Source organism: Microbacterium sp. 22303 (assembly GCF_052045265.1).
In the GTDB taxonomy this organism is placed as follows: Bacteria; Actinomycetota; Actinomycetes; order Actinomycetales; family Microbacteriaceae; genus Microbacterium.
Genome location: NZ_JBQEOQ010000006.1, coordinates 57,938 through 82,103, shown reverse-complemented (window position 1 = coordinate 82,103; position 24,166 = coordinate 57,938). Strand labels below are relative to the sequence as shown.

The following is a 24,166-nucleotide window of genomic DNA, read 5'->3' as shown; positions in this document are numbered from 1 at the left end:
GGCCGCTCAGTGCGCACGCATCTGGGCGACCGCCGCCTCCCTGTCGATCAGGTTCATCACGTCGCCGATCGAGTTCACCAGCGGGGCCGGTGCGATCACGAGCGTGTTCTTGTCCACGCCGATCTCCACGAGCGTCTGCAGGGTGCGCAGCTGCAGCGCGAGCGGGTGCGCCATCATCGTGTCCGAGGCCGTGCCGAGCTGCGCGGCGGCGAGCGCCTCGCCCTCCGCGGCGATGATCTTCGCCCTCTTCTCGCGCTCGGCCTCGGCCTGCTTCGCCATCGCGCGCTTCATCGTGTCGGGCAGCAGGATGTCCTTCAGCTCGACGAGCGTCACCTCCACGCCCCAGTCCACCGTGGTGACGTCGAGGATCTCGCGGATGTTCACGTTCAGCGCCGCCGTGTCGGAGAGGGTCTCGTCGAGGTGGTGCTGGCCGACGACCTTGCGCAGTGTGGTCTGCGCGATCTGGTCGATCGCGGAGCGCACGTTCTCGATCGCGATCACCGACTTCACCGGATCGACCACCCGGTAGTACGCCACGGCTGAGACGCCCACCGTCACGTTGTCCTTGGTGATGATGCCCTGCGACTGGATCGGCAGTGTGACGATCCGCAGCGGAACCTTGATCATGACGTCGACGATCGGGAAGATGAACCGGATCCCCGGCTCGCGCAGGTTGTGCAGGCGCCCGAACCGCAGCACCACACCGCGTTCGTACTGCCGCACGATGCGCGCGGACATGAAGAACACGATGACCGCGAGGATCACGACGACGATGAGGACGACGAGCGGGGTCATGGGAACCGCCTCCTCCGGCCCCGGTGACGTGCCGCGGGCCAGTGCCTCCATTGTCCTCCTGCCCGTGGCGCGCATCGCCGGTTCGGGTTACTTCGGGTGGGCGTTCTGTCCATGCCTCGAGGTGAGCGATGATGGAGCGATGACCGCCGTCACCGTCTCCGTCGCCGTGTGCCAGTTCGCGCCTGTCGCCGACCGTGCGGCGAACCGGGAGAAGATCGGCGACCTCGTCGCGCAGGCCGCCGGACGCGGGGTGCGGCTGATCGTGCTGCCGGAGTACTCCAGCTATTTCGTGGATCCGCTCGACGAGAGCCTCGCCGCGAACGCGGAGGAGCTGGACGACGCGTTCACCGGTCGGCTGCGGCAGCTCGCGGACCGGCACGGGGTCGTGATCGTCGCGGGTCTGGTCGAGCGGGCAGGTGCAGGACGGATCCGCAACGCCCTCGTCGCGGTGGACCGGGCGGGGCTGCTCGCCGTCTACCGCAAGCAGCATCTGTACGACGCGTTCGGTCAGTCGGAGTCGCGCTGGATCGAGGCGGGCGAGCTCGGCGATGCCGCGACCTTCACCGTCGACGAGATGACATTCGGGCTGATGACCTGTTACGACCTGCGTTTCCCCGAGGTCGCCCGCACCCTCGTCGACGCGGGCGCCGAGGCGCTCGTGGTGCCTGCGGAGTGGGTGCGCGGCCCGCTCAAGGAGCACCACTGGAACACGCTGCTGGCGGCGCGCGCGATCGAGAGCACCGCCTACGTCGTCGCGGCCGATCACCCGATGCCGGTCGGCGTGGGGCATTCGGCCGTGATCGATCCGCAGGGCGTCACGGTCGCCGGGGTCGGCACGGGGGAGGGGATCGCCGTTGCCGACCTGGACGCGGCGCTCGTCGCCCGCACCCGCGAGATCAACCCGGTGCTGCGGCTGCGCCGCTACCGGGTCGTGCCGCGCTGACCCCGTTCACACTCCCGCGCGAAGTCCCGCCAGGCGCTCTGCGGCCTCCGCGATCACCTCGGGGCGCTTGCATGCGGCGAAGCGCACCAGGCCGCGGTAGTCGTCCCGGTGCTCGGGGCGCACGAACGCGGTGAGCGGGATCGCCGCGACGCCGATCCGCTCCGGCAGCGCCCGGCAGAAGGCGTCAGCGTCCGCCCCTCCGATCGCGGAGGCGTCGGCGACCGTGAAGTAGCCGCCGTCCGGGCGGTGCACCTCGAAGCCGGCCGCACTCAGGCCCTCCGCGAGGAGATCGTGCTTCGCGCGCAGCTGCTCCGCCGCGCCCGTGAAGAACGCGTCGGGCAGGCGCAGGCCCGCGGCCACCGCCGGCTGGAACGGCCCGCCGTTGACGTACGTGAGGAACTGCTTGACGCTGAGCACCGCGGTGATGAGCTCGGCGGGGCCGTGGATCCAGCCGATCTTCCACCCGGTCACCGAGAACGTCTTGCCCGCTGAGGAGATCGTGAGGGTCCGTTCGGCCGCGCCGGGCAGGGTCGCGATCGGCACGTGCGGACCGGCGAAGGCGAGGTGCTCGTACACCTCGTCCGTGACGATGATCGCGTCGTGCTGGTGCGCCAGGCGCACGATCTCGGTCCGTACGGCGTCGCCCAGCACGACTCCCGTGGGATTGTGCGGGTCGTTCACGAGGATCACCCGGCAGCGATCCGTGATCGCCGCCGCGAGCTCGTCCGGATCCGGCTGGAAGTCGGGCAGGCGCAGCGGCACGGTGCGCAGCGTGGCGCCGCTGAGCGCCGCGATCGCCGCATACGAGTCGTAGAACGGCTCGAACACCACGATCTCGTCCTCGGGGCCGTCCACGAGCGCGAGGAGGGACGCGGCGATGGCCTCGGTGGCACCGGCGGTGACGAGGATCTCGCGGTCCGGATCGACGTCCAGGCCGTAGAAGCGCCGCTGATGCTCAGCGATCGCCTGCAGCAGATCCGGCACACCGCGCCCGGGCGGGTACTGGTTCGCGCCGGCGAGGATCGCCGCGCGGGCGGTCTCGAGGACCTCGGCCGGTCCGTCCTCGTCGGGGAACCCCTGTCCGAGGTTGATCGCCCCGGTACGGCCCGCGAGCGCGGAGATCTCGGCGAAGATGGTAGGGGCGACCTCACCGGCTGCGGAGAGCAGACCGGCGCCGGCCGCCGTGCGGCGCCAGGCGCCGGGCAGGATTCCCATGCCGCCCAGAGTAACGCCATAGCGGAATCTCCCAGCCGGCATAAGAAAAACACAGAAACGGCCGTCAGTCTGTAAGGGCAAGGTTCAAAGGAGCAGACATGAACGAGCAGACGCCTCACCCCGACGCCGGGCACTCCGTGCCCCCGTCGTTCTCGTCCACCCCCGCGGCCGCCCCGGGCGCCTCCGCCCCGGACGGCGCCACGGCGCCCACCACCTCGATCCCGCCCACCGGCGCCTACGCGATGCCGGAGCAGGCGCACCCGACTCAGCCCGTGAACCCCGGGCATCCTGGAGCGCACGCCGGCGCCGCATTCGGTGCGGCCGCCACCACGGTTCCGGCTGCAGAGTCCCGGGCCAAGAGCGGCGTCGGCGGCGGCAAGATCGCGGCGATCATCATCGCTGCGGCCCTCGTCGGCGGCCTCGCCGGCGTCGGCGGAGCCGTCGGCTATGGTTCGCTGACCTCGTCGAACTCCTCGTCGACGAAGTCGAGCTCCGGGCCCAGCACCGTCACGGTGAACAACCCCGAGTCCGTGTCGGAGGCCACCGCGATCGCTGCGAAGACCGTGCCCTCGGTGGTCACGATCGAGGTCTCCGGATCCAGCGCCGCGGGATCCGGTTCCGGCATCGTGCTCGACAAGGACGGACACATCCTCACCAACGCGCACGTGGTGACGCTGGACGGCGAGGTCTCCGACCCCACGATCCGGGTGACGACCTCGGATGGCCGCATCCTCGACGCCACGGTCGTCGGCGTCGACCCCACCTACGACATGGCCGTGATCAAGGTGAAGGACGGCTCGAGCCTGACCCCGATGGAGTTCGCCGACTCGTCCAAGCTCAACGTCGGATCGATGACGGTCGCCGTGGGCGCGCCCCTGGGCCTGTCCAACTCGGTGACCACCGGCATCGTCAGCGCGCTCAACCGCAGCATCCAGATCCAGTCGTCCGCCGCTCCCTCGCAGGGCTCCAACGGCGACCAGCAGCAGAGCCCGAACCAGGACGGTTCGCAGCAGCCGTTCCAGTTCGACATCCCCGGACGCGGATCCGGATCCCAGAGCGCCGCGGCGACCATCTCCATCTCCGTGATCCAGACGGACGCGGCGATCAACCCCGGCAACTCCGGTGGCGCGCTGGTCGACAGCGACGGCAAGCTCATCGGCGTGAACGTGGCGATCGCGAGCGCCGGATCCTCGTCCTCGTCGTCGGGCCAGTCCGGCAACATCGGCGTGGGCTTCGCGATCCCCTCGAACATCGCCAAGCGCGTCGCCGGCGAGATCATCGCCGACGGCAAGGCCACCCACGGCCTGCTCGGCGCCACCGTGCAGGACGCGAGTGGTCAGAAGGGCGCCACGGTCGTGGGCGCTGCCATCGCCTCGGTCACGAGCGGCGGCGCGGCGGCGAATGCGGGCGTCCAGGCCGGCGACGTGGTCACCGCTTTCAACGGCAACCCGATCACCGACGCCAGCGACCTCACCGCGCAGGTGCGCTCGGTCGCCGGCGGCAGCTCTGCGACCCTCACCGTCAACCGTGGCGGGAAGTCGCAGGACATCAAGGTCACCCTGGGCACGCTGTCCCAGTGACCCGCGCCTGAACCTTGCCAAGCAGAAGGGCGCCACCTCGCGACGCGGTCGCGGGTGGCGTCCTTCCTCTTCTGGGTCCCGGGGGATCCGTTCGTCGGCTCCGCCGACAGGGCGCTAGGCTCGCGGGGTGGCGTCCTTCTCCTTCCGTGCGGGCAACGCCGGCAAGCTGCTGAGGATCCCGCTCTATCTGCTCGGACGCGTGGGGACCCTGATCGTCCCGCGCGGGCGCGGCTGGGTGATCGGCTGCGGGGCGGGGATCGGAGACGGCGCCCTCGCCCTCTGGCGGGCCGCGGTCGAGGCGGGGCTGCAGCCGCTCTGGCTGACCGGATCCGACCGAGAGCAGCGCGATGCCGCAGCGCTCGGCATCCGCACGATCCCGAAGAACGGACTTCGCGGCTGGTGGGCCACGGCCCGTGCCGGCGTGGTCGTCGTCACGCACGGATTCGGCGACGTCAACCGCTACGCGACATCGGGCGCCTATCTCGTCCAGCTCTGGCACGGCATCCCGCTCAAGCGCATCGGGCTCGACTCCCCGGCCACGGTGCAGAGCGCGTTCCTGCCCGGCTTCGTGCCGCTGCAGAAGCTGCTCGGGCTGCTCTACCGCGCGCAGACCCGGCGCATCCGCGTCCTGCCCGCGGCGTCCGAGCGCTCCCGTGGGCGCCTGGAGTCCGCCTTCGGTCTGGGCGTGCAGCAGGTGCTCGTGACCGGCGAACCGCGCGTCGATGTGCTCTCCGCCGGAGATCCGGCCGAACGTCGTGCCGACGCGGTCGCGCGCCGCGACGACGCCGTCGGCCCCATCGCCGAGGGCACGCGCGTGGTGCTGTACGCGCCCACCTGGCGCGACGGAGCGCCAGACCCCGCCGTGCCGAGCGATACGGAATGGACGCGGATCCTCGAGGTCCTCGAGCGCACGGACAGCGTGCTGCTGGTGCGCTCGCATCCTCTGGGCGAAGGGGAGTACCGCCCTCCCACGCCGTCGGAGCGCGTTCGCACGATCGGATCCGCGCTGGTGCCCGACATCACGCCCGTGCTGCCCGCGATCGACGTGCTCGTGACGGACTACTCGTCGATGGCCTACGACGTCGGGCTGCTCGCGATGCCGGTGATCTACCTCGCTCCGGACCCGGTCGCGTACGCCACTTCGCGCGGCTTCTACGGAGAGTACGCCGAGGTCGCCGGCTCCGACCCCGCTGCGGACTGGACCGACGCGGCGGCGCAGCTGCAGGCGACCCTGCTGGAGGATGCGGAGTTCGAGCGCCGTGCCGCCCTCTCCCGCGAGCTCAGCGCGCGCATGCACGCGCATCGTGACGGCGGCAACACCGCCCGTGTGCTCGCCGCGATCCTCGCCCGCACCGGTGTCGCCACGAGCGCGGCGACGCCCGGCACCGCGACGGCGTTCCACGCATCTCCGACCCCCGCTTCGAAGGGAACCGCATGACGACCCCCCGCGTCACCTCTGTCCGCGTCGATGAGGAGCAGCAGGCGCTGCTGATCGCGGGGGAGGGCTCCGCGCCTGCCGAGGTCGAGCTCGCCGGCCGCCGTGCTGTCGCGGCCGCGCTCGTCGCCGAGGACGGTCCGGACACGTGGAGCGCCGAGCTGCCGCTTCGGGCTTCGCGCTGGGGCGGGGCTGAGCTGCCGCTGCCGAGTGGGGACTACGAGCTCACTGTGGACGGCGTCCCGCTCGACGACTTCGAGATCAGGAGCGTGCTGCTCGCCGGGCTCCGTGTGTCTGCGACGAGCGGCACCGTGCGCATCGCGCCGCCGGTCGACCCCGCCTACGAGACCGCGGAGGGCCGTCTCGCGCTCGAGGGCCGCTACGCGGCGCTGCCGGGCGCCGGCGAGAACGCGGTGTTCTTCGAGTCGTTCTACGGGCAGTCCAGTGGCTGCAATCCCGGCGCGATCGACCGCGAGCTCGCGCGACGCGCACCCCGCGTGACCCGCTACTGGAGCGTCGTGGACCTCTCCGTCCCGGTGCCGGAGGGGGCGATCGCCGTCGTCGAGGGTTCGCCGGAGTGGTGGCGGGCGCGTGCGGACGCGCGGCTGCTCGTGGTGAACGACTGGCTGCGCCGTCGGTTCGACCGCAAGCCCGGCCAGCGCGTGCTGCAGACCTGGCACGGCACTCCGCTCAAGCGCCTGGCGCTGCACCGCCCTGGGCTGCATCCGCGGCGCTGGCTCGCGGTCATCCGCGAATCCCGGCGCTGGGATGTTCTGCTCGCGCAGAACCCCTATGCGGAGCGCGTGCTGCGCAAGGCCTACGCGTTCCTGCGGAAGCCGATCTGGGTCGACGGCTATCCCCGCAACGACGTGCTCCTCACGGGCGACGCCGCACGCGTCCGCACGGCTCTCGGGATCGGCGAGAGCGAGCGAGTGCTGCTGTATGCGCCGACCTGGCGCGACGACCGGTCCGAGATGGTCGACTTCGTGGATCCGAATGCGCTCGCCGCGGCCGCCGACGCGGTTGTGCTCGTGCGCGGGCACTCCCGCACGATCCGCCCCGGGCGCGACCACGCCGGATCCCGCGTGATCGACGTCACCGGCTATCCCGATACCGCGGAGCTGCTTCTCGCTGCGGATGCGCTGGTCACCGACTACTCCTCGGTCATGTTCGATTTCAGCGCGACGGGCAAGCCGATGTACTTCCTGGTGCCGGATCTCGAGCACTACCGGGGCAAGCTGCGCGGCTTCTACTTCGACCTCGCCGCACGTGCGCCCGGGCCGCTCCTGCACACTCAGGAGGAGCTGGTCGCGGCGCTCTCCGACATGTCCGCGGTGGCACAGCATGCACCGAAATACGTCGCCTGGCAGGCGCAGTTCAATGGACGCGACGACGGGTCTGCCTCCGGCCGCGTCGTCGACCGGATCCTGGACCTCGGCTGGCTGGAGGCCTGACGCCCTCTCGGGCGCGGCCGGAGACAGGCGCAGGTACGCCGGTCAGGGCAGCGGGGTGTTCCGCGACCCGAGCCGTGAGGTGTCGACGGTGTCGTGCGCGCCGCGCAGCACCCCCATCAGGAAGCCCAGTCCCCAGGAGAGGTGCATGGTCGGCAGTACCGCGAGGGTCCACAGCCGCTCCCGCGGGCTGCGGGGCGGATCGTGGGGGCGTGCGGGAGTGAGAGCCATTGCGATGACGAGCAGCGCATACGCGACGAGCGGCAGATACACCGCGGACGCGATGACCGAGCCGATGCCCGCGAGCACCCCGGTCGCCTGCAGCACGCCGACGACGACCGCGAGCACCAGGAGCACGAGCAGCGCGGGCGGGGCGAAGAAGCGCACGCCGTTGCTGCGGCCGTAGCGCCGCACCAGCTCGCCGCGCCACGCACCCGTGGAGCGGAACTGTCGAGCGAGCCGGATCCAGCTCTCCCTCGGCCAGTAGGTCACCGCGAGCTGCGGATCGAACCACACCATGTGCCCGGCCTGACGGATCCGGAGGTTCAGCTCCCAGTCCTCGCCGCGCCGGATGGACTCGTCGAACAATCCGACCTCGTCGAGGACGGCGCGGCGCATGACACCCAGGTACGCAGACTCCGCCCTGCCCTCCCTGGTGCCGCCGTGATAGCTGCCGCCGCCGAGACCCACCGGTGAGTTGTAGGCGCGGGCGACAGCGGCCTGGAACGGCGTGCGTCCGTCGGCGCGCATCACGCCGCCGACGTTCGCCGCGCCGGTGCGCTCGAGGGTGTCCAGGGCGCGCGCCGCGTATCCGGCGGAGAGCTCGGAGTGCGCGTCCACGCGGATGATCGTCGGATACCTGCTGGCGCGGATCGCGGCGTTCAGTCCGACCGGGATGTCCGCGGCGGGGTTGTGCACGATCCGGAGCCGTGGCTCGCGCGCGGCCATGCGCTCGGCGAATTCGGTGGTGCCGTCGGAGGAGGGGCCCAGTGCCAGCACGAGCTCGGTCGGCCCGTCCACGTCCTGAGCGAGCACCGACGCGACGGCATGCTCGAGGTAGGCGCGTTCATTGAGGACCGGCATCACGAACGACACGCCAGCGCCGGACAGCGGGGCGTCCGCGTCGGAGGGGGGCTCGCGAAGGGTCACTCGTCGATCCTTTCATGTCGGACTGCGAGATCAGCGGGAGCAGCGTCCGGGCGCGGCGGATTGCCGGTACGGCTCAGACGACGAATCGCCAGATGTACTCGTGCCCGTCCTCGGGGCGGAACCATGCGAGAGTGACGACGACGTCGTCGACGTCGGTGTCGCACAGGCACACCTCCATCTGCTCGCCGTGCTCGACGTGTCCCCACATGAGGGTGCGCCCCGGAGCGCGCGAGGTGCGGGCGAAGACCCGGGCGAACTGCACCGTCGCACCACGGTTCGTCACCATCGGGTGCGTGCGGTCGCGACGATCGACGTGCCAGGGCACGGGATAGGACGGCTGGGGGAGAGGCGGCTGCGGAGGGTCGGCGGAACGGTTCATGGCGTCACGCTAAGAGCAGGCGCCGACGAAGAGTCGTCGTCTCGCCCCGCGATCACCGAGACGGTGCAGACTTCGCCCGAGCACGCGTCTGTGCGGATCGATCAGACGTCCCGGTCCGGATCCGTCGGGCGCAGTTCGGGCCCCGGCGCCTCGGGGGCCGAGATCGGCGCGGGCTTGCGGTGCAGCGAGTCCACGGCCTTGCGGCCGACGAACCCCACGCCGCGCGCGGCGCTGCCGGCGGCTCCGACCACGGCCGATCCCGCCAGTTGAGCGCCACGGGCGATCCGACGTTCGATGCGCTGGGCACCCGGCACCGGCTCGAGTTCTGCCGGCAGCACCTGGGGCGGAAGGCCGAAAGCGCGATGCGAACTGGTGAGCACCCGGCGGCCGAGCACGTGGTTCCCTGCGCCGCCGATCACCGCGCCGACGCCGAACGGCAGTGCCTTGCCGATCAGTGATGCGCCGCCCATGCCGGCGAACTGCTTGATGAGCATGCTCTTCAGCCGGTCAGCGAGCGGCCCCACGGCGGCTCGCGGCAGGGACTTCGTCACCAGCTCGCCCCAATAGGCGGGCCGGCCCACCCCTTTGCCGCCGGCCTGGCCTGCGAGCTGGCGGATCAGATCCACCCCCTCCTTGCCGAGCATGAGGGTCATCACGAGAGCCCTGGCGCGGTCGGGGTTCGTCACCGTGATGCCGTGCACCTCGGCGATCGATTGTGCGAACAGCGCCGTCGTCTCGACGAAGCCCGCCGTCTCGACACCGGACAGCGCAAGGGTCACGCCCGTGCCGATCCCGGGGATCACAGCGGTCGCCCCGACTGCAGCCCCGCCGGTCGTGACAGCCGCGAGGTAGCGTCGCTCCAGCAGCGTGATGATCTGTGCCGGGGTCGCATCCGGGTGGCGCAGGCGGATGCTGCGGATGTGCGCGAGCACGAGCGGCCGCTGCACGGCCAGGACGCGGTCGAGGCCGCGGATGTGCGCCGGGTGCTCTGAGGACCCGGCCGGAGGGAGGCCGCCTGCCCACGGCGCGTCATCCGGCAGGGAGTGGATCCGATGGATCGTCTTCTCGTCCCTGCCGCCCTTGCCTTCTTTTCGCCCCATGGTTCAGAGCCTATGTCGACAGCCCTGCGAGAACGCCCGCAACGCAGAGAGCCCGTGCGCGCGACGGTCGCGGCACGGGCTCTCTGGGTAGGAACGTCAGACGAAGAGGTTCGCCCGCTCCAGGTCCTCGGCGAAGTCGACCTCGACGGCGTACAGGTCGGAGATGTCCATCGGCTCCAGCAGCAGGCCGTTCTCGACGATCGCGAGCTCGAGTCCGCGCTCGAAGTAGTCCTGGTCGTCGACGCGCTGCAGCTGGCGCATGAACGCCTGCTTGTCGCGCGAGGAGATGTAGTTGATGCCGACGGCCTCGCCGATGCCGCCCTTGACGGTCTTGGAGAGCTCCTTGATGAAGCCCTCGGTGTCGACCGTGTACTTGACCTCTTCGTCGCTCACCTTGGCGGTGTTGACGGTGACGAAGGACTGGTCGCGCTCGATGTAGGCGATCGCGCGGCCCAGGATGCGCGGGTCGAACACGACGTCGCCGTTCATCCAGAGCACGCCCTTTCGCCCCGTGGCGGCGAGGCCGCGCAGGAGGCTCTTGGAGGTGTTGGTCTGGTCGTAGCGCTCGTTGTGCACGTAGTTCACATCGGGGAAGGCCTCGATGATCGTCTCGGCGCGATATCCCACGATGGTCGTGATGCGCACGTCGTCGCCGAAAGCGGCGTGGATGTTGTCGTGCTGCTGCTGCATGATCGAACGCCCGTCGTTGAGCTCGGTCAGCGGCTTCGGGAGGGAGCGCCCGAGGCGCGAGCCCATCCCGGCAGCGAGAATGATGGTCTGAAGAGTCACAGAAATACTCCTGTTACGTGTGTTCACGGTTATGTCACCGATGGGACACTTCCTCGTGCCGAAGATCATGGTATCGATCTGCCCTGAGTGCTTCATGGGCAGAGGGGGTGCGATGCCATTCCGTTACCGACTGCTCGGTTCATTCCCAGGTTCATCGTGGGCGACATCCTGTGCGTCGGATCCCGTCACTTCGGGTCGTCGGCCCTTTGCGCATCATCGTCGGTTGCTACCGTGAAGGGCATGACCGGAGCTCCCAACGACCCTCGCGCGCCCAAGGATTCCTCTCCTCCTGCAAAGCCTCGCCGCCCCGCGTCCGGCGGCGCCAGAGCGACGACGGCGCAGACGGCGCGGGTGAAGGCCGAAACCCAGGCGGCAGCGGCGCGTTCCGCGGCCGCGAAGCGCACGGCGGCCCGGACGAGTGCCGCGCGCGCCGCGGCCGCGAAGGCTGCGGCGGAGAAGGCGGGCGCGGCGAAGGCGGAGGCCGCCGCCGAGGAGGCGAAGGAGTCCGCGGCCAAGGTCGCCGCGGTCAAGGCTGCGACGCCGCGCGCCGCGCGCGCGCCGCGCGCCACGGCCAAGGGCTCGACGGCCGCCGGGCGCACGACCGCTGCGGCGAAGAGCACCGCTGCGGCTGCGGGAACCGAGGCGCCGGGGGACGCCTCGGGCTCGGAGGCCGGTGCCACCACGGCGAAGCGCACGACCGCAAAGCGGGCGACCGCAAAGCGCGCGACCACGCCGAAGACGACGGCTGCGAAGAGCACGGCATCGAACGACACAGCCGCGAAGCGCACTCCGCAGGCGAAGGCCGAGGGCGCGGCGCCTACGACCGCACCCGCCGCCCTCGCCGCGCAGTCCGCGGCCTCCGTTGCAGAGGTCGTGAACCCGCCGTCCCCGGCGGAATCGGCGATCGAGACGGAACCGGACCAGCACACGCCCTCCCCGGAAGAGGCCGTGACGGGGCATGATGCTCCTGTGGACACCGAACTGGGGGCGGCCGCGCCGGCCGCGGATTCGGCGCAGGGCGCAATGGAGCCCGACACGCGGACGGGGACCGACGCCGCATCGGCGGAGATCGTCGACTCCGTGCCCGAACCGACGGACTCGGACGGATCCGCCGAGCCTGAGCCTGAGCCTGAGCCTGAGCCTGAGCCGGCCGACCCCGCGCCCGCGCAGACGACTTCGAGCGAGCCGCCTACGGCTCCGCCTGCAGAAGAAGACGCATCCGCGTGGCAGGACGTCGCGGAAGATGCCGCCGCGGTGTCGGAGAGGCCTGCCGCAGACGTCGACGGACAGGCCCTCGTCGTGCGCGGGCTCGTCAAGCGCTTCGGCGACTCCGTCGCAGTGGCCGGGATCGACCTGACCGTCCCGGCCGGGTCCTTCTACGGCATCGTCGGGCCCAACGGCGCCGGCAAGACCACCACCCTCTCGATCATCGCGGGGCTGCTGCGCCCCGACGAGGGCACGGTGCGGATCAGCGGAATCGATCAGAGTGCGGATCCGGCTGCCGCGAAGAAGGCGCTCGGTGTGCTGCCTGACCGACTGCGCACCTTCGACCGGCTCACCGGACGTCAGCTGCTGCACTACTACGGTCTGCTGCGGGGACTGCCCGCCGACGTCGTCGAGAAGCGCGTGGCAGATCTGGCCAGGGCGTTCGATCTCACCGGTGCGCTCAGCCGCGTGGTCTCCGACTACTCCGCCGGTATGACGAAGAAGATCATGCTCGCCGGCGCGATGATCCACTCGCCGCGCGTGCTGGTGCTGGATGAGCCGTTCGAGTCGGTGGATCCGGTCTCCTCCGGTGTGATCCTGGACATCCTGCGCGCCTACGTCGCACACGGCGGCACCGTCGTCCTCTCCAGCCACGGCATGGATCTGGTCGAGCAGGTGTGCGCGCGGATCGCGATCATCGTCGGCGGCGAAGTGCTCGCCGAGGGCACGGTCGACGAGGTGCGCGCGGGGCAGACCCTCGAACAGCGCTTCGTGGAGCTCTCCGGCGCGGCCTCCGAAGTGGAGGGGCTGGAGTGGTTGCACACGTTCTCCGACTGAGACTGATGCTGGCGCTCGGCGCGCTGCGCGGCGACCGCAGCCGAGTGACCCGCACCGTCCTGGCGCTGCTGCTCACCGCCGCGGCGACGACCGTGTCGGTCATCGCGATCCGCAGTCTTGCGCACACCTCCGAGGCCGCCGCGCACACGGTGATCGTGCTGGGCAGCTCGGCGGTGGTGCTGGGGTTCTTCGTGGCGCCGATCCTGGCGGGGTCCGTGGACCAGCTGGATCCGCGCCGCTTCGTGGTGTTCGGGGTCGATGAGCGCCGGCTTCCGCTCGTGCTCACCCTCGCCGCCTTCGTGAGCGTGCCGAGTCTGGCGCTGCTCGTGATCCAGGTGGCTGTGGTGATCGTCGCGATCTCGTTCGGAGCGCCCTGGGTCGTCGCGGTGCTCTCCGCGCTGCTGACGTTCGTCGCGGCGGTGCTCGCAGCGCGCGTCGGGATGGCGCTCAGCGCGCGACTTCTGCCGGAGCGGCGCTCTCGCGAACTCACTGCGCTGTTCGCGCTCGCGGTGATCGTGATCGCGGTGCCGGTGTGCGTGTTCGTGGCCTCACTCGGCTGGGCTGGGGCGGTTCCCCCGGTCCTGCATGCCGTGGCCGGGGTGCTGGGCGTCACGCCGCTCGGCGCGTCTGCGGCGCTCCCGTTCCTCGCCGCATCGGGGCAGGCGGGTGCCGCGTGGGCGGCGGCCGTCATCGCGGTGCTGACGGCTGCGGTCGTCACGGCCGGGTGGCTGATGCTCGCCCGGCGCGCGCTGAGCACGACAGAGCGGCCGACAGCGGTGCGCGAGCGCCCGGGCCTCGGCTGGTTCGGGTTGCTGCCGTCGAATGCGTTCGGCGCCGTGGCGGCGCGCAGCCTGGTGTACTGGCTGCGGGACCGCCGCTACATCATGAACTTCGTGATCGTGCCGATCGCCGGCGCGCTCACCGTCGTGCCGCTGCTGGTCGCCGGGGTGCCGGTCGAGATCGCCGCGGCGTTGCCGGTCACGGTGATGGCGCTGTTCTTCGGCTGGCTCCCGCACAACGACGTCGCCTACGACTCCACGGCGTTCTGGATCCACGTGGCGAGCGGCATCAAGGGAGTGCCCGATCGGCTGGGCCGGCTCGTCCCTGTGCTCCTGATCGCAATCCCGACGTTGGCGGTGGCGATCCCCGTCACGCTCGCCGTGATCGGGCGCTGGTCCCTGCTGCCGGCGTTCGTGGGCGTGGTCGCAAGCCTGCTGCTGACCGGCCTTGGGCTGTCGAGCATCCTGTCTGCGGTGGCGCCGTACGCCGTCTCACGCCCGGGCGACAGCCCTTTCCAGCAGCCGCAGCGGGCGCGCGGTGGCGCACTGGGGCAGGCCGGCACGCTGGTCGGCGCCGTCGTGCTCAGTCTCCCGGCGCTTCTGCTGGCGTGGCCGGCACTGGTGTCGGACGAGGTCTCCACCGCTCCGGCGCTGTGGACCGGCGTGCTGGTGGGCGTCGCCGTGCTCTTCCTCGGCGTCCAGACCGGCGGGCGTGCGTTCGATCGTCGTGGTGCCCAGTTGATGGAGTTCGTCGAGACGGCGTGAGCGGATCCGTCGGCGCTGCGATCGGATGCGTGCGATCACGCGCCCACCCAGCCTCACGCGATTAGACTCGCGGTCATGAGTACCCCGCTGGATGCGCCGGACCAGGGCGGCGTCGCCACCCTCGATCGCGAACTCGAGCAGCTCCTCAACGAGGAGCTGCAGGAGCCGGGAGACCACGAGCGGTTCTCCCATTACGTCAAGAAGGAGAAGATCCTCGAGTCTGCGCTCACCGGCAAGCCCGTGCGGGCGCTGTGCGGCAAGAAGTGGACTCCGGGACGGGACCCGGAGAAGTTCCCGGTCTGCCCGACCTGCAAGGAGATCTACGAGTCGATGGTCGGCTGACTCTCAGGCCACGTCGACGAACTCGGTCGGGATCGCCGGATCCGACTTGCTGAGCGCGAGGGCGCGCACCGGCAGTTCCTCGCGCACCCTGAGGTGGTGCTCCCGCGCGGCGACCGTGCCGGCCGGGCCCTCGAAGGCCGAGTCGATCTCACCAGCCTCGACGAGGGTCACCTGAAGCGCTCGCCCGTCGGGGTGCTCCCCAGCTCCGAGCTCCTCGAAACCGTCGGCGACGAGCACGGTCTCCGACTGCGCGACGCCGTCCGCGAGGATCCGGAACGCCGCCTTGCGCCCGCCCTTCGAGGCTTTGTCCGCCGATGCCTTGGCCACGGCGACCCAGCCGCCGTCGGATCCCTGCCGCGCCACGAGCTTGTAGACCATGCTCGCGGTGGGGTAGCCGGATCCTGTGACCACCGAGGTACCCACGCCGTAGGCATCCACCGGCGACGCGGCGAGGGCGGCGATCGCGTACTCGTCGAGGTCGCTGGTCACGGTGATCTTCGTCTCGGTCGCGCCGAGCTCGTCGAGCTGCGCGCGTACTTCGGCGGCCATGATGGGCAGGTCGCCGGAATCGATGCGCACCCCGCCCAGCCCGGTGCCCGCCACGCGGATGGCCGTCTCCACGCCCTGGCGGATGTCGTAAGTGTCCACGAGCAGTGTGGTGCCGGTGCCGAGCGCCGCGATCTGCGCTCGGAACGCGTCCTCCTCGCTGTCGTGCAGCAGCGTCCACGAGTGCGCCGCGGTACCCATCGTGGGGATGCCCCAGGTGCGCCCCGCCTCGAGGTTGCTCGTCGCGCCGAAACCGGCGATGAATGCGGCGCGGGCTGCGGCGACCGCAGAATCCTCAGCCGCGCGGCGCGACCCCATCTCGGCGAGGGGGCGCTCTCCGGCGGCGATGCTCATGCGGCTTGCCGCCGTGGCGACCGCCGAGTCGTGGTTGAGCACGCTGAGCGCCAGGGTCTCCAGGATCACGGCGTCGGCGAAGGTGCCCTCGACGGTGAGGATGGGGGATCCGGGGAAGTACAGCTCGCCCTCGCGGTAGCCGCGGATCGTCCCGGTGAACCGGTAGCTCTCGAGGTAGCGCAGAGCGTCGGCGTCGACGACCTTCGCGTCGCGCAGGTAGCGCAGCTCGTCGTCGCCGAAGCGGAAGTCGCGCAGCAGCGAGAGCAGGCGGCCGGTGCCGGCGACCACGCCGAATCGGCGCCCCCCGGACAGTCGTCGTGAGAACAGCTCGAACACGCTCTGCCGCGCGGCGGTGCCGTCGCGCAGCGCGGCCTCCAGCATCGTGAGCTCGTAGCGATCGGTCTTGAGGGCGCTGGACGCGGTCATGATCGACAGCATAGGACGCACACCGCACGGGACCGCGCGGATCCGGCGACTAGGCTGGAGCATCATGAACGACGCGCCGATCGGGATCTTCGACTCCGGGGTCGGCGGTCTCACCGTCGCCCGGGCGATCAGGGCGCAGCTGCCCCGGGAATCCTTCGTCTACATCGGCGACACCGCGCACTCGCCCTACGGGCCGAAGCCCATCGCCGACGTGCGCCGCTATGCGCTCGAGGTGCTCGACACGCTCGTCGACCAGGGTGTGAAGATGCTCGTGATCGCCTGCAATACGGCGTCCTCGGCGATGCTGCGAGACGCCCGCGAGCGCTACGACCTGCCCGTCGTCGAGGTGATCGGCCCGGCCGTGCGCCGGGCGATCTCGACCACGCGCAATGGTCGGATCGGCGTGATCGGCACCGTCGGCACGATCGGATCCCGCGCCTATCAGGACATGCTCGAGGTGAATGAGAACCTCGCGGTGTTCACCGCCGCCTGCCCCCGGTTCGTCGAATTCGTCGAGGCGGGCATCACCGACACCCCGGAAGTTCTCCGGGTCGCCGAGGAGTACCTGGCGCCGCTGCGCGACGCTGACGTGGACACCCTCGTGCTCGGCTGCACGCACTACCCGTTCCTCCGTGGTGCGATCGGCTACGTCATGGGGGAGGGGGTCTCGCTCGTCTCCAGCGACGATGAGACCGCGGGCGACGTGTACCGCCAACTCGTCCGCGGCGACCTGCTCGCCCCCGCCGATGCGCACCCCAGTTACGTGTATGAGGCGACCGGAGCCTCCGCCGACGACTTCACCGCTCTCGCCAACCGCCTGATGGGCCAGGAGGTGCGGGGCGTCCGGCTCGTGCAGACCGGCGTCATCGACCTTCCCCACCTCAAGGAGATCCCATGACCACGTCCCGTTCTGACGACGCCACCATCCGCAAGGACGGCCGCACCGTCGACCAGCTCCGCCCCATCACGATCGAACGCGGCTGGAGCGCTCAGGCGGAGGGATCCGCCCTGATCAGCTTCGGCAACACGAAGGTGCTGTGCACGGCGTCGTTCACGAACGGCGTGCCGCGCTGGCTCACCGGCAAGGGCAAGGGCTGGGTCACGGCCGAGTACGCGATGCTGCCGCGGGCCACGAACGAGCGCAACGACCGGGAGAGCGTGAAGGGCCGCATCGGCGGGCGCACGCACGAGATCTCGCGCCTGATCGGCAGGGCACTCCGTGCCGTCGTCGACACCAAGGCTCTCGGCGAGAACACGATCGTGATCGACTGCGACGTGCTGCAGGCCGACGGGGGCACCCGCACCGCGGCGATCACCGGGGCGTACGTCGCCCTCGCCGATGCGATCGAGTGGGGACGGCGCAAGAAGTTCATCGGACAGAAGGCCCAGGTGCTGCACGATTCCGTCGCCGCGGTGTCGGTCGGCATCATCGACGGCGAGCCCATGCTCGACCTGGCCTACGTCGAGGACGTGCGCGCCGAGACCGACATGAACGTCGTCGTGACCGGGCGCGGACTGTTCGTCGAGGTGCAGGGCACGGCCGAGGGTGCGCCCTTCGACAAGCGCGAGCTCGACACACTGCTCGAGCTCGGCGTGAACGGCTGTGCGGATCTGCGTGACCGCCAACTCGCAGCCCTCGCGGAGGAGCGGGCGTGAGGATCGTCCTCGCGACGCACAACGCCCACAAGGTCACCGAGTTCGGCGGGATCGTCGCGGCCACCCGGCCCGATCTCGAGGTTGTCGGCTACGACGGGCCCGAGCCCGTCGAGGACGGCGTGACCTTCGAGGACAACGCCCTGATCAAGGCCCGTGCGGCCGCCGCGCACACGGGCCTGCCCGCGCTCGCCGACGACTCCGGCATCGCGGTGGACGTGCTGGGTGGTTCGCCCGGAGTCTTCTCCGCCTACTGGGCGGGGCAGCAGAAGGACGACATCGCGAACCGGGAACTGCTGCTGGATCAGCTCCGCGACATCGCGGATCCGCACCGTGCCGCGCACTACGTCAGCGTCATCGCGCTGGTGCTGCCGGATGGACGCGAGTGGACGGTCCGCGGCGAATGGCCGGGCCGGCTCGCGCACGCGGCCGTCGGCGCCGGCGGCTTCGGCTACGACCCCGTCTTCGTGCCCGAGGGGCAGAGCGGCGCCGAGCGTACGGTCGGTGAGTTCACGGCGGAGGAGAAGCAGGCTCAGTCGCACCGCGCCCGCGCCTTCGTCGCCCTGGTGCCGCTGCTCGCGGAACTCTGACCACCGCGAACCCGACCGTGGACGCCGTCGCGACCCGCGGGTAGCGTCGGCGGCGTGGAGCCGCGCCCGACCGCCCGCGCAACTGAGAATCATCCCCATTCCCGACTAGGCGAAAACCCCTCCGACCGGGGGATCCCGGCTCTACCCTGGAGGTATGCACGATCACGCACCCGCTACCGGGATCCGCTCCGCAGGCCATCGACGGCTGCTCGCGATCTCGCTGACGCTGACCTGCGTCATCATGCTCGTGCAGGTGGTCGGTGCGATCCTCAGCGGATCCCTCGCGCTGCTCGCCGACGCGGCGCACATGTTCACGGACGCATCCGCCCTGGTCATCGCGCTCATCGCGAGCGCGGTCGCGGCCCGTCCCGCCGACGATCGGCGCACGTTCGGCTACCAGCGCGCCGAGGTGTTCGGAGCGCTCATCAACGCGATCATCCTGATCCTGCTGTCGGCGTGGGTCGCCTTCGAGGGCGTCACACGGCTCCTGCACCCGACCCAGGTCGAGGTCGCCGGAACGCTCATGCTCATCGTGGCCGCCGTCGGCCTCGTCGCGAACGCGATCTCGATGTGGCTGCTCAGCGCGGCGCAGCGGGAGAGCATCAACGTGCGCGGCGCGTACCTGGAGGTGATGGGGGATCTGATCGGATCCGCGATGGTGATCGTCGCCGCGATCGTCATCATCACGACGGGCTGGATGCTCGCCGACGCGATCGCCTCCCTCGTGATCGCCGCGATGATCATCCCTCGGGCGGTCTCGCTGCTGCGCGAGGTGTTCTCGGTGCTCGCCGAGTCGGCGCCGAAGGGCACGGCCGTGAGCGAGATCCGCCAGCACCTGCTCGACTACCCTGGCGTCACCGGGGTGCACGATGTGCACGTCTGGCAGCTCACCCGCGGTGCGCCCGTCTTCACCGCGCATGTGTCGGTGCAGCCCGCGCTGCTCGTCGGCGGAGGAGCGTCGGCCCTCCTCGTGCAGATGCAGTCCTGCCTCGCCGAGCACTTCGACGTCGAGCACTCCACGTTCCAGATCGAGCCCGATGCGTCTGGTTCGGGCAACGTGGGCGACTGCGAGGCCGTGCACGCCTGACGGCCCTTTCGCGACCGGTCAGGACTCGACGACCACCTCGCCCGGCGACTTGTCCGGACGCAGGCCGCGCCAGCGCGAGTGCCTCAGCACGCCGTCGTCGGTCCAGTTCGCGAACTCGACCTCTCCGACGATCTCCGGACGCACCCACAGCGCGTCGGACGCATCGGCGACGGGGACGCCGTCCACGGCCGGCGCCGACGTGCGCAGCGCGTCCAGCCGCGTGCCCAGCTCCTGCAGCATGCGATCCGTGAAGCCGGTGCCCACCCTGCCCACGTAGCGCAGGCCCGAGGGCAGCGCGGGGTCGGGGATCGCGAGCAGCAGCGACCCGATGCGCCCGGTGCGGTCGCCCTTGCCGGGGCGGATGCCGACGATCACGACCTCCTGCGCGCGGGTGAGCTTGATCTTCAGCCACCGCGGTGAGCGCGCACCCGGGGCGTATGCCGACGCAGGGTCCTTCACGACCACGCCCTCCAGATCGAGCGCGGCGCTCGTGGCCAGGGCCGCATCGACGTCGTCGAACACCGGCGGCACGAGCACCGGCGCGGGCAGGTCGGCGGCGATCTGCTCCAGCAGCTCCCGGCGGTCGCGCAACGGCAGGGCGGTGAGGTCGTGCCCCTCCAGGCGGAGCAGATCGAACAGGTGGTAGCGCACCGGCGTGCGGATGACCTCGCGCTCGATCTCGCGTGCCCGGGTGAGGTGCATCCGATCCTGAAGGCGGTGGAAGCTCGGTCGGCCCGCGGCGTCCAGAGCGACGATCTCCCCGTCGACGACGGCTTCGCCCACGGGGAATCGGGGTGCGCCGTCGGCGGTGAGCTCGGGATAGCGGTCGGTGATGTCGGTGCCGCTGCGCGCTCGTAGCCGGAACCGGCCGTCCGACCAGGTGCCGATCGCGCGGATCCCGTCCCACTTGATCTCGGCCCAGCCCAGTCCGCGGGCCGTGCCCGGTGTGCCGTGGTCGGCGAGCATGGGGGAGTAGCCGGGGACCGGATCATCCGCCGGAGGGACGGAGGAGGCTTCTGGAGCGGTGGCCGTCCCGCCGGCAGCCGGTCCCGTCGAGGAGGCGACGCGCGTGCGGGCTTTCTCGACCGGTCGCCGATCCTGCCGACGCACGGGGAGCGGGGTGTCGGCCGTCGGCGGATGATTCTGCGTGATCACCGTGAACGGATCCAGCCCGCTCTCCGCCCGCTCGAGCACCTCGTCGAACCGCAGCTGCCGGAGATCCGGAGCCTCCAGCTCCTCCCAGGTGCGGGGGGCGGCGACCCACGGCTGAGGGCGGCCGCGCAGTGAGTAGGGCGCGATCGTCGTCTTCTTGCCGTTGTTCTGGCTCCAGTCGAGGAACACCTTGCCTGCGCGCAGGGTCTTCGTCATCACGCTCGTCACGAGATCCGGGCGATCCGTCTCGATCGCCCGGGCGAGGGCGTGCGCGAAAGCGGAGATCTCCTCGCTCGTGCGGTCGCCGGGCAGGTGCGCGTAGAGGTGGATGCCCTTGCTGCCGCTTGTGACGGGCACCGGATCCATACCCATGCCGTCGAGGATGCCGCGTGCGATGAGCGCCACCTCGGCGCACTGCGCGAGCGTGACGCCCGGCCCCGGATCCAGGTCGAGTACGAGGCGATCCGGGTTGCCGCGCCCGCCGTCGGGAGCGAAGCGCCACTGCGGGATGTGCAGCTCGATCGCAGCGACCTGCGCCATCCAGACGAGCGTGGCGACCTCGTCGACGAGCGGATAGTCCTTCGCACCGCCGGAGTGCGGGATCTCCTGGCGCGGGATCCACCCGGGGGCGCCCGGTTCGAGCTGCTTGGCGAAGAAGGATCCCTGCGGATCCTCCGCGGTGCCGACGCCCTCCACCCAGCGTTTGCGCGTGACGGGGCGTCCGGCGAGGACCGGCAGCAGCTGCGGGGCGATCCGCGCGTAGTAGTCGATCACCTCGCCCTTGGTGGTGCCGGTGACCGGGTACACGACCTTGTCGAGGTTCGTCACACGCAGACGACGCTCGCCGATGCGCGCGAACTGCGGGCCGTCTGCCATGTCGTCAGGCTATCCCGCTGCTGCGGGAGTGGTGTGTACTGGTGCCATGAGGACGATCTGGAAGGGCTCGCTCACCTTCGGCTTGGTCAACGTGCCGGTCAAGGTGTACTCGGCGACGGAGGACCACGACGTCTCGCTGCACCAGGTGCACGACGCGGACGGCGGGCGGATCCGGTACAAGAGGGTGTGCGAGATCTGCGGACAGACCGTCGCCTACTCGGAGATCGACCGGGCTTACCAGGACGAGTCGCAGACCGTGGTGCTGACCAAGGAGGACCTGGAGTCGCTGCCCGCCGAGCGCAGCCGGGAGATCGACGTCGTGGAGTTCGTGCCGTCGGACCAGGTGGATCTGCTCACCCTCGACAAGGCGTACTACCTGGAGCCGGATTCCAAGTCGCCCAAGGCCTATGTGCTGCTGCGCAAGACCCTGGAGGCCACGGACCGCACCGCGATCGTGCGTTTCACCCTGCGTCAGAAGACCCGGCTCGCGGCCCTGCGCGTGCGCGGCGATGTGCTCGTGCTGCAGACGCTGCTCTGGGCCGATGAGGTGCGCGAAGCCGACTTCCCCATCCTGCAGGAGGAGGTCACGGTCTCCGACAAGGAGCTCGAACTGTCGGCGTCGCTCGTCGAGGGCTTCTCCACCGACTTCGACCCGAACGCGTTCGTCGACGAGTACCAGGTCGAACTGCGCACGCTCATCGACGCCAAGATCGAGAAGGGGGAGGCGTTCGAGACCGAGGAGACGTTCGCGCCCGCCGAGAAGGGTGGCGAGGTCATCGACCTCATGGAGGCGCTGCGGGCGAGCGTCGAGAAGTCGAAGGCCGCGCGTGCGGCGGCCTCCGAGAAGGGCGATGCGGACGGAGCCGCTCGCGACGTCGGTTGAGCCCGGCTCAGATCTCCGGCTCGACGGCCGGGATCCCCGCGGCGGACTCCTTCTTCGCCTTGCGGCGCTCGTTGAAGTAGTGCCAGGCGGTGACGGCGAGCGTGAGCGCGACGACGCCGAGCAGGATCACGTCGATGTACTTCGTCACGAGGTCGGCGATCCAGGGGATGTAGGCGATCAGGAAGCCGACGTAGGTGAGGCCGAAGCCCCAGATCAGGGCGCCGATGAGGTTGTACAGGCTGTACTTGCGCCACGGCATGTGCCCGACGCCGGCGGCGACGGGCGCGAAGGTGCGCACGACCGGCACGAAGCGCGCCAGGATCACCGTGAGACCGCCGAAGCGCTCGAAGAAGTGGTTCGTGCGCTCGACGTTCTTCCGGCTGAACAGACCGGACTCCTTGCGCTCGAAGACCGCAGGGCCGCCCTTGTGGCCGATCAGATAGCCGACCTCGCCGCCCAGGAACGCCGCCAGTGCGATCAGCAGGCCGACCGCCCAGATGTCCAGCCCGAAGACGTGGTTGGTGTGGGTCAGCAGACCCGAGATGATCAACAGCGTGTCGCCCGGAAGCAGGAACCCGATGAGCAGACCTGTCTCGGCGAAGATGATGAACAGCACCACAGCGAGCGCCCAAGGGCCGGCGCCGTTGATGATGACGTTCGGGTCGAGCCAGGGGATGAGGGCGGCGTGGTGCACAGGTGATTCCCGTCCGTGGAGTCGTCGCTGGAGTGTTCGCCGAGATGCCGGCTTCTGTGAAGTCTAGAGCGGGCAGGTCTCGCTCGGCTGGGAGAGCGACGCGCGGAATCGGCGCTGGTGGGGTGACCTCGGGTCATTCCACCAGCGATGTCGTGCGGAAGGTGGGACTTGAACCCACACGCCCGGAGGCACAGGAACCTAAATCCTGCGTGTCTGCCAATTTCACCACTCCCGCGAGTGGATCCAGTCTACTGAGGCCGGATCCACTCGCCTCTGCTGCTGATCAGCCGTGGAACTCGTGCGGGTGCGGTCCCGTGCGGCCATCGCGGTCGAGGGCGTCGATCGCCGCGAGCTCGGTGGCGTCGAGGTCGAAGCCGAACACGTCGAAGTTCTCCGCGATGCGGCTCGGCGTCACCGACTTCGGGATGACCACGCGGTCCTGCTGCAGGTGCCAGCGCAGCACCACCTGGGCCGGAGTGCGGCCGTACCGGGCGGCGATGGCCGTGATGGCCGGATCCTGCAGCACCGCGCCCTGGGCGAGCGGGCTCCAGGCCTCCGTGGTCACGCCGGCGGCGGCGTCCGCGGCGATCACCGCGCGGTTCTGGAACGCGGGGTGCAGCTCCACCTGGTTGACCGCGGGGACGACGGATCCGGTCTCGAGGATCCGCGCGAGGTGCACGGGCTCGAAGTTGGAGACGCCGATCGCGCGCACCCGGCCCTCGGCGTAGAGCGCCTCCAGTCCGCGCCAGGTGCCGGCGTAGTCGCCGTCGCCGAGCTCGGGCCAGTGGATCAGGTAGAGGTCGAGGGCGTCCAGGCCCAGCTTCTCGAGGCTCTCATCGTACGCGCGCAGGGTCGCGTCGTACCCCTGCTCGGCGTTCCACGCCTTCGAGGTGACGAAGAGCTCGTCGCGGGCGATGCCGGACTCGGCGATCGCGCGGCCGACGCCGCGCTCGTTGCCGTAGATCGCCGCGGTGTCGATGCTGCGGTATCCGGTCCGCAGCGCAGTCGCGACGGCGGCCGTCGTCTCGTCGTCCGAGACCTGGAAGACCCCGAAGCCCAGCTGGGGCATGGCCACGCCGTTGTTCAGCGTGATGGTGGTGTTCGGGGTGATGGTGGGAACGGTCATGTCGTTCGTCCTTC

Annotated in this window: 22 protein-coding genes and 1 tRNA gene; 12 read left to right on the top strand and 11 right to left on the bottom strand. The window is 70.4% G+C overall.

What is annotated here, in order from left to right; genetic code table 11:
• Window positions 1-6: 6 nt before the first annotated feature.
• The gene (locus ACTJI8_RS16475; protein WP_440734512.1) at window positions 7-795 is read right to left on the bottom strand and encodes a slipin family protein; all 789 of its coding nucleotides are present in this window, start codon (window positions 793-795) and stop codon (window positions 7-9) included.
• Between the two features lie 139 nt (window positions 796-934).
• On the opposite strand from ACTJI8_RS16475, the gene ACTJI8_RS16470 reads away from it, so the two are divergent.
• Window positions 935-1,738 (top strand): carbon-nitrogen hydrolase family protein, encoded by an 804-nt coding sequence (locus tag ACTJI8_RS16470; RefSeq protein WP_440734511.1) that lies wholly within the window; start codon window positions 935-937, stop codon window positions 1,736-1,738.
• Window positions 1,739-1,744: 6 nt separating this feature from the next.
• Here ACTJI8_RS16470 and ACTJI8_RS16465 read toward each other — a convergent pair whose 3' ends face one another.
• Window positions 1,745-2,953: an aminotransferase class I/II-fold pyridoxal phosphate-dependent enzyme gene (locus ACTJI8_RS16465; RefSeq protein WP_440734510.1), complete on the bottom strand. Its 1,209-nt coding sequence runs from the start codon at window positions 2,951-2,953 to the stop codon at window positions 1,745-1,747.
• A gap of 98 nt (window positions 2,954-3,051) precedes the next feature.
• Here ACTJI8_RS16465 and ACTJI8_RS16460 point away from each other — a divergent pair, with 98 nt between their 5' ends.
• The 3 genes from ACTJI8_RS16460 to ACTJI8_RS16450 all read left to right on the top strand — a co-directional run bounded on the left by ACTJI8_RS16460 (window position 3,052) and on the right by ACTJI8_RS16450 (window position 7,422).
• Window positions 3,052-4,533 carry a S1C family serine protease gene (locus ACTJI8_RS16460; protein WP_440734509.1) on the top strand — a complete coding sequence of 494 codons (1,482 nt, stop codon included), beginning with the start codon at window positions 3,052-3,054 and terminating at the stop codon, window positions 4,531-4,533.
• Window positions 4,534-4,660: 127 nt separating this feature from the next.
• On the top strand, window positions 4,661-5,971 hold the full coding sequence (locus ACTJI8_RS16455) for a CDP-glycerol glycerophosphotransferase family protein (RefSeq protein ID WP_440734508.1): 1,311 nt from the start codon (window positions 4,661-4,663) through the stop codon (window positions 5,969-5,971).
• A complete protein-coding gene (locus ACTJI8_RS16450; RefSeq protein ID WP_440734507.1) occupies window positions 5,968-7,422 on the top strand; it encodes a CDP-glycerol glycerophosphotransferase family protein in 1,455 nt (484 codons plus the stop codon). Before ACTJI8_RS16455 ends, ACTJI8_RS16450 begins: the two co-directional genes overlap by 4 nt.
• A 42-nt stretch (window positions 7,423-7,464) precedes the next feature.
• Here the strand turns inward: ACTJI8_RS16450 and ACTJI8_RS16445 are convergent, their stop codons facing one another.
• From ACTJI8_RS16445 to ACTJI8_RS16430, 4 genes are all read right to left on the bottom strand, one after another.
• Window positions 7,465-8,502 carry a glycosyltransferase family 2 protein gene (locus ACTJI8_RS16445; protein ID WP_440734735.1) on the bottom strand — a complete coding sequence of 346 codons (1,038 nt, stop codon included), beginning with the start codon at window positions 8,500-8,502 and terminating at the stop codon, window positions 7,465-7,467.
• A 139-nt stretch (window positions 8,503-8,641) separates the two neighbouring features.
• Entirely contained in the window at window positions 8,642-8,947 is a 306-nt protein-coding gene (locus tag ACTJI8_RS16440; protein ID WP_440734506.1) for a hypothetical protein, read from the bottom strand.
• A gap of 101 nt (window positions 8,948-9,048) precedes the next feature.
• Complete coding sequence (locus ACTJI8_RS16435) at window positions 9,049-10,047, bottom strand: hypothetical protein (RefSeq protein ID WP_440734505.1); 999 nt, start codon at window positions 10,045-10,047, stop codon at window positions 9,049-9,051.
• A gap of 96 nt (window positions 10,048-10,143) precedes the next feature.
• Complete coding sequence (locus ACTJI8_RS16430) at window positions 10,144-10,836, bottom strand: NTP transferase domain-containing protein (protein ID WP_440734504.1); 693 nt, start codon at window positions 10,834-10,836, stop codon at window positions 10,144-10,146.
• A 240-nt stretch (window positions 10,837-11,076) separates the two neighbouring features.
• Here ACTJI8_RS16430 and ACTJI8_RS16425 point away from each other — a divergent pair, with 240 nt between their 5' ends.
• The 3 genes from ACTJI8_RS16425 (at window position 11,077) to ACTJI8_RS16415 (ending at window position 14,765) form a co-directional block, all read left to right on the top strand.
• Window positions 11,077-12,879 (top strand): ATP-binding cassette domain-containing protein, encoded by a 1,803-nt coding sequence (locus tag ACTJI8_RS16425; RefSeq protein ID WP_440734503.1) that lies wholly within the window; start codon window positions 11,077-11,079, stop codon window positions 12,877-12,879.
• 5 nt (window positions 12,880-12,884) lie between these two features.
• Complete coding sequence (locus ACTJI8_RS16420; protein ID WP_440734502.1) at window positions 12,885-14,423, top strand: hypothetical protein; 1,539 nt, start codon at window positions 12,885-12,887, stop codon at window positions 14,421-14,423.
• A gap of 75 nt (window positions 14,424-14,498) precedes the next feature.
• On the top strand, window positions 14,499-14,765 hold the full coding sequence (locus tag ACTJI8_RS16415; protein WP_045272272.1) for a DUF3039 domain-containing protein: 267 nt from the start codon (window positions 14,499-14,501) through the stop codon (window positions 14,763-14,765).
• Between the two features lie 3 nt (window positions 14,766-14,768).
• Here the strand turns inward: ACTJI8_RS16415 and ACTJI8_RS16410 are convergent, their stop codons facing one another.
• Window positions 14,769-16,091, bottom strand: a complete 1,323-nt coding sequence (locus ACTJI8_RS16410; protein WP_440734501.1) for a nicotinate phosphoribosyltransferase — start codon at window positions 16,089-16,091, stop codon at window positions 14,769-14,771.
• Window positions 16,092-16,155: 64 nt separating this feature from the next.
• Between ACTJI8_RS16410 and murI the strand changes: the two genes are divergently transcribed.
• The 4 genes from murI (at window position 16,156) to ACTJI8_RS16390 (ending at window position 19,421) form a co-directional block, all read left to right on the top strand.
• Window positions 16,156-16,989, top strand: a complete 834-nt coding sequence (murI, locus tag ACTJI8_RS16405; protein WP_440734500.1) for a glutamate racemase — start codon at window positions 16,156-16,158, stop codon at window positions 16,987-16,989.
• Window positions 16,986-17,747, top strand: coding sequence for a ribonuclease PH (gene rph, locus ACTJI8_RS16400; RefSeq protein WP_440734499.1), 762 nt, complete (start codon window positions 16,986-16,988; stop codon window positions 17,745-17,747). The genes murI and rph overlap by 4 nt, the downstream gene beginning before the upstream one ends.
• A complete protein-coding gene (gene rdgB / locus ACTJI8_RS16395) occupies window positions 17,744-18,334 on the top strand; it encodes an RdgB/HAM1 family non-canonical purine NTP pyrophosphatase (RefSeq protein WP_440734498.1) in 591 nt (196 codons plus the stop codon). Before rph ends, rdgB begins: the two co-directional genes overlap by 4 nt.
• A 154-nt stretch (window positions 18,335-18,488) precedes the next feature.
• Complete coding sequence (locus ACTJI8_RS16390; protein ID WP_440734497.1) at window positions 18,489-19,421, top strand: cation diffusion facilitator family transporter; 933 nt, start codon at window positions 18,489-18,491, stop codon at window positions 19,419-19,421.
• An 18-nt stretch (window positions 19,422-19,439) separates the two neighbouring features.
• Here ACTJI8_RS16390 and ligD read toward each other — a convergent pair whose 3' ends face one another.
• Entirely contained in the window at window positions 19,440-21,449 is a 2,010-nt protein-coding gene (ligD, locus tag ACTJI8_RS16385; RefSeq protein WP_440734496.1) for a non-homologous end-joining DNA ligase, read from the bottom strand.
• 46 nt (window positions 21,450-21,495) lie between these two features.
• Here ligD and ku point away from each other — a divergent pair, with 46 nt between their 5' ends.
• Window positions 21,496-22,332 (top strand): non-homologous end joining protein Ku, encoded by an 837-nt coding sequence (gene ku, locus ACTJI8_RS16380; protein ID WP_440734495.1) that lies wholly within the window; start codon window positions 21,496-21,498, stop codon window positions 22,330-22,332.
• 7 nt (window positions 22,333-22,339) lie between these two features.
• Here ku and ACTJI8_RS16375 read toward each other — a convergent pair whose 3' ends face one another.
• From ACTJI8_RS16375 to ACTJI8_RS16365, 3 genes are all read right to left on the bottom strand, one after another.
• Window positions 22,340-23,026: a DedA family protein gene (locus ACTJI8_RS16375; protein WP_440734494.1), complete on the bottom strand. Its 687-nt coding sequence runs from the start codon at window positions 23,024-23,026 to the stop codon at window positions 22,340-22,342.
• Between the two features lie 153 nt (window positions 23,027-23,179).
• Window positions 23,180-23,261 (bottom strand) — tRNA-Leu (locus tag ACTJI8_RS16370).
• Window positions 23,262-23,309: 48 nt separating this feature from the next.
• A complete protein-coding gene (locus ACTJI8_RS16365) occupies window positions 23,310-24,152 on the bottom strand; it encodes an aldo/keto reductase (RefSeq protein ID WP_440734493.1) in 843 nt (280 codons plus the stop codon).
• Between the last annotated feature and the right edge of the window lie 14 nt (window positions 24,153-24,166).

What these genes read in the sequence shown, in the direction of transcription:
- ACTJI8_RS16475 (WP_440734512.1), bottom strand. Translation starts at nt 795, where the DNA reads ATGACCCCGCTCGTCGTCCTCATCGTCGTCGTGATCCTCGCGGTCATC.
- ACTJI8_RS16470 (WP_440734511.1), top strand. Translation starts at nt 935, where the DNA reads ATGACCGCCGTCACCGTCTCCGTCGCCGTGTGCCAGTTCGCGCCTGTC.
- ACTJI8_RS16465 (WP_440734510.1), bottom strand. Translation starts at nt 2,953, where the DNA reads ATGGGAATCCTGCCCGGCGCCTGGCGCCGCACGGCGGCCGGCGCCGGT.
- ACTJI8_RS16460 (WP_440734509.1), top strand. Translation starts at nt 3,052, where the DNA reads ATGAACGAGCAGACGCCTCACCCCGACGCCGGGCACTCCGTGCCCCCG.
- ACTJI8_RS16450 (WP_440734507.1), top strand. Translation starts at nt 5,968, where the DNA reads ATGACGACCCCCCGCGTCACCTCTGTCCGCGTCGATGAGGAGCAGCAG.
- ACTJI8_RS16445 (WP_440734735.1), bottom strand. Translation starts at nt 8,502, where the DNA reads ATGCCGGTCCTCAATGAACGCGCCTACCTCGAGCATGCCGTCGCGTCG.
- ACTJI8_RS16440 (WP_440734506.1), bottom strand. Translation starts at nt 8,947, where the DNA reads ATGAACCGTTCCGCCGACCCTCCGCAGCCGCCTCTCCCCCAGCCGTCC.
- ACTJI8_RS16435 (WP_440734505.1), bottom strand. Translation starts at nt 10,047, where the DNA reads ATGGGGCGAAAAGAAGGCAAGGGCGGCAGGGACGAGAAGACGATCCAT.
- ACTJI8_RS16425 (WP_440734503.1), top strand. Translation starts at nt 11,077, where the DNA reads ATGACCGGAGCTCCCAACGACCCTCGCGCGCCCAAGGATTCCTCTCCT.
- ACTJI8_RS16420 (WP_440734502.1), top strand. Translation starts at nt 12,885, where the DNA reads ATGCTGGCGCTCGGCGCGCTGCGCGGCGACCGCAGCCGAGTGACCCGC.
- ACTJI8_RS16415 (WP_045272272.1), top strand. Translation starts at nt 14,499, where the DNA reads ATGAGTACCCCGCTGGATGCGCCGGACCAGGGCGGCGTCGCCACCCTC.
- ACTJI8_RS16410 (WP_440734501.1), bottom strand. Translation starts at nt 16,091, where the DNA reads ATGACCGCGTCCAGCGCCCTCAAGACCGATCGCTACGAGCTCACGATG.
- murI (WP_440734500.1), top strand. Translation starts at nt 16,156, where the DNA reads ATGAACGACGCGCCGATCGGGATCTTCGACTCCGGGGTCGGCGGTCTC.
- rph (WP_440734499.1), top strand. Translation starts at nt 16,986, where the DNA reads ATGACCACGTCCCGTTCTGACGACGCCACCATCCGCAAGGACGGCCGC.
- ACTJI8_RS16390 (WP_440734497.1), top strand. Translation starts at nt 18,489, where the DNA reads ATGCACGATCACGCACCCGCTACCGGGATCCGCTCCGCAGGCCATCGA.
- ligD (WP_440734496.1), bottom strand. Translation starts at nt 21,449, where the DNA reads ATGGCAGACGGCCCGCAGTTCGCGCGCATCGGCGAGCGTCGTCTGCGT.
- ku (WP_440734495.1), top strand. Translation starts at nt 21,496, where the DNA reads ATGAGGACGATCTGGAAGGGCTCGCTCACCTTCGGCTTGGTCAACGTG.
- ACTJI8_RS16365 (WP_440734493.1), bottom strand. Translation starts at nt 24,152, where the DNA reads ATGACCGTTCCCACCATCACCCCGAACACCACCATCACGCTGAACAAC.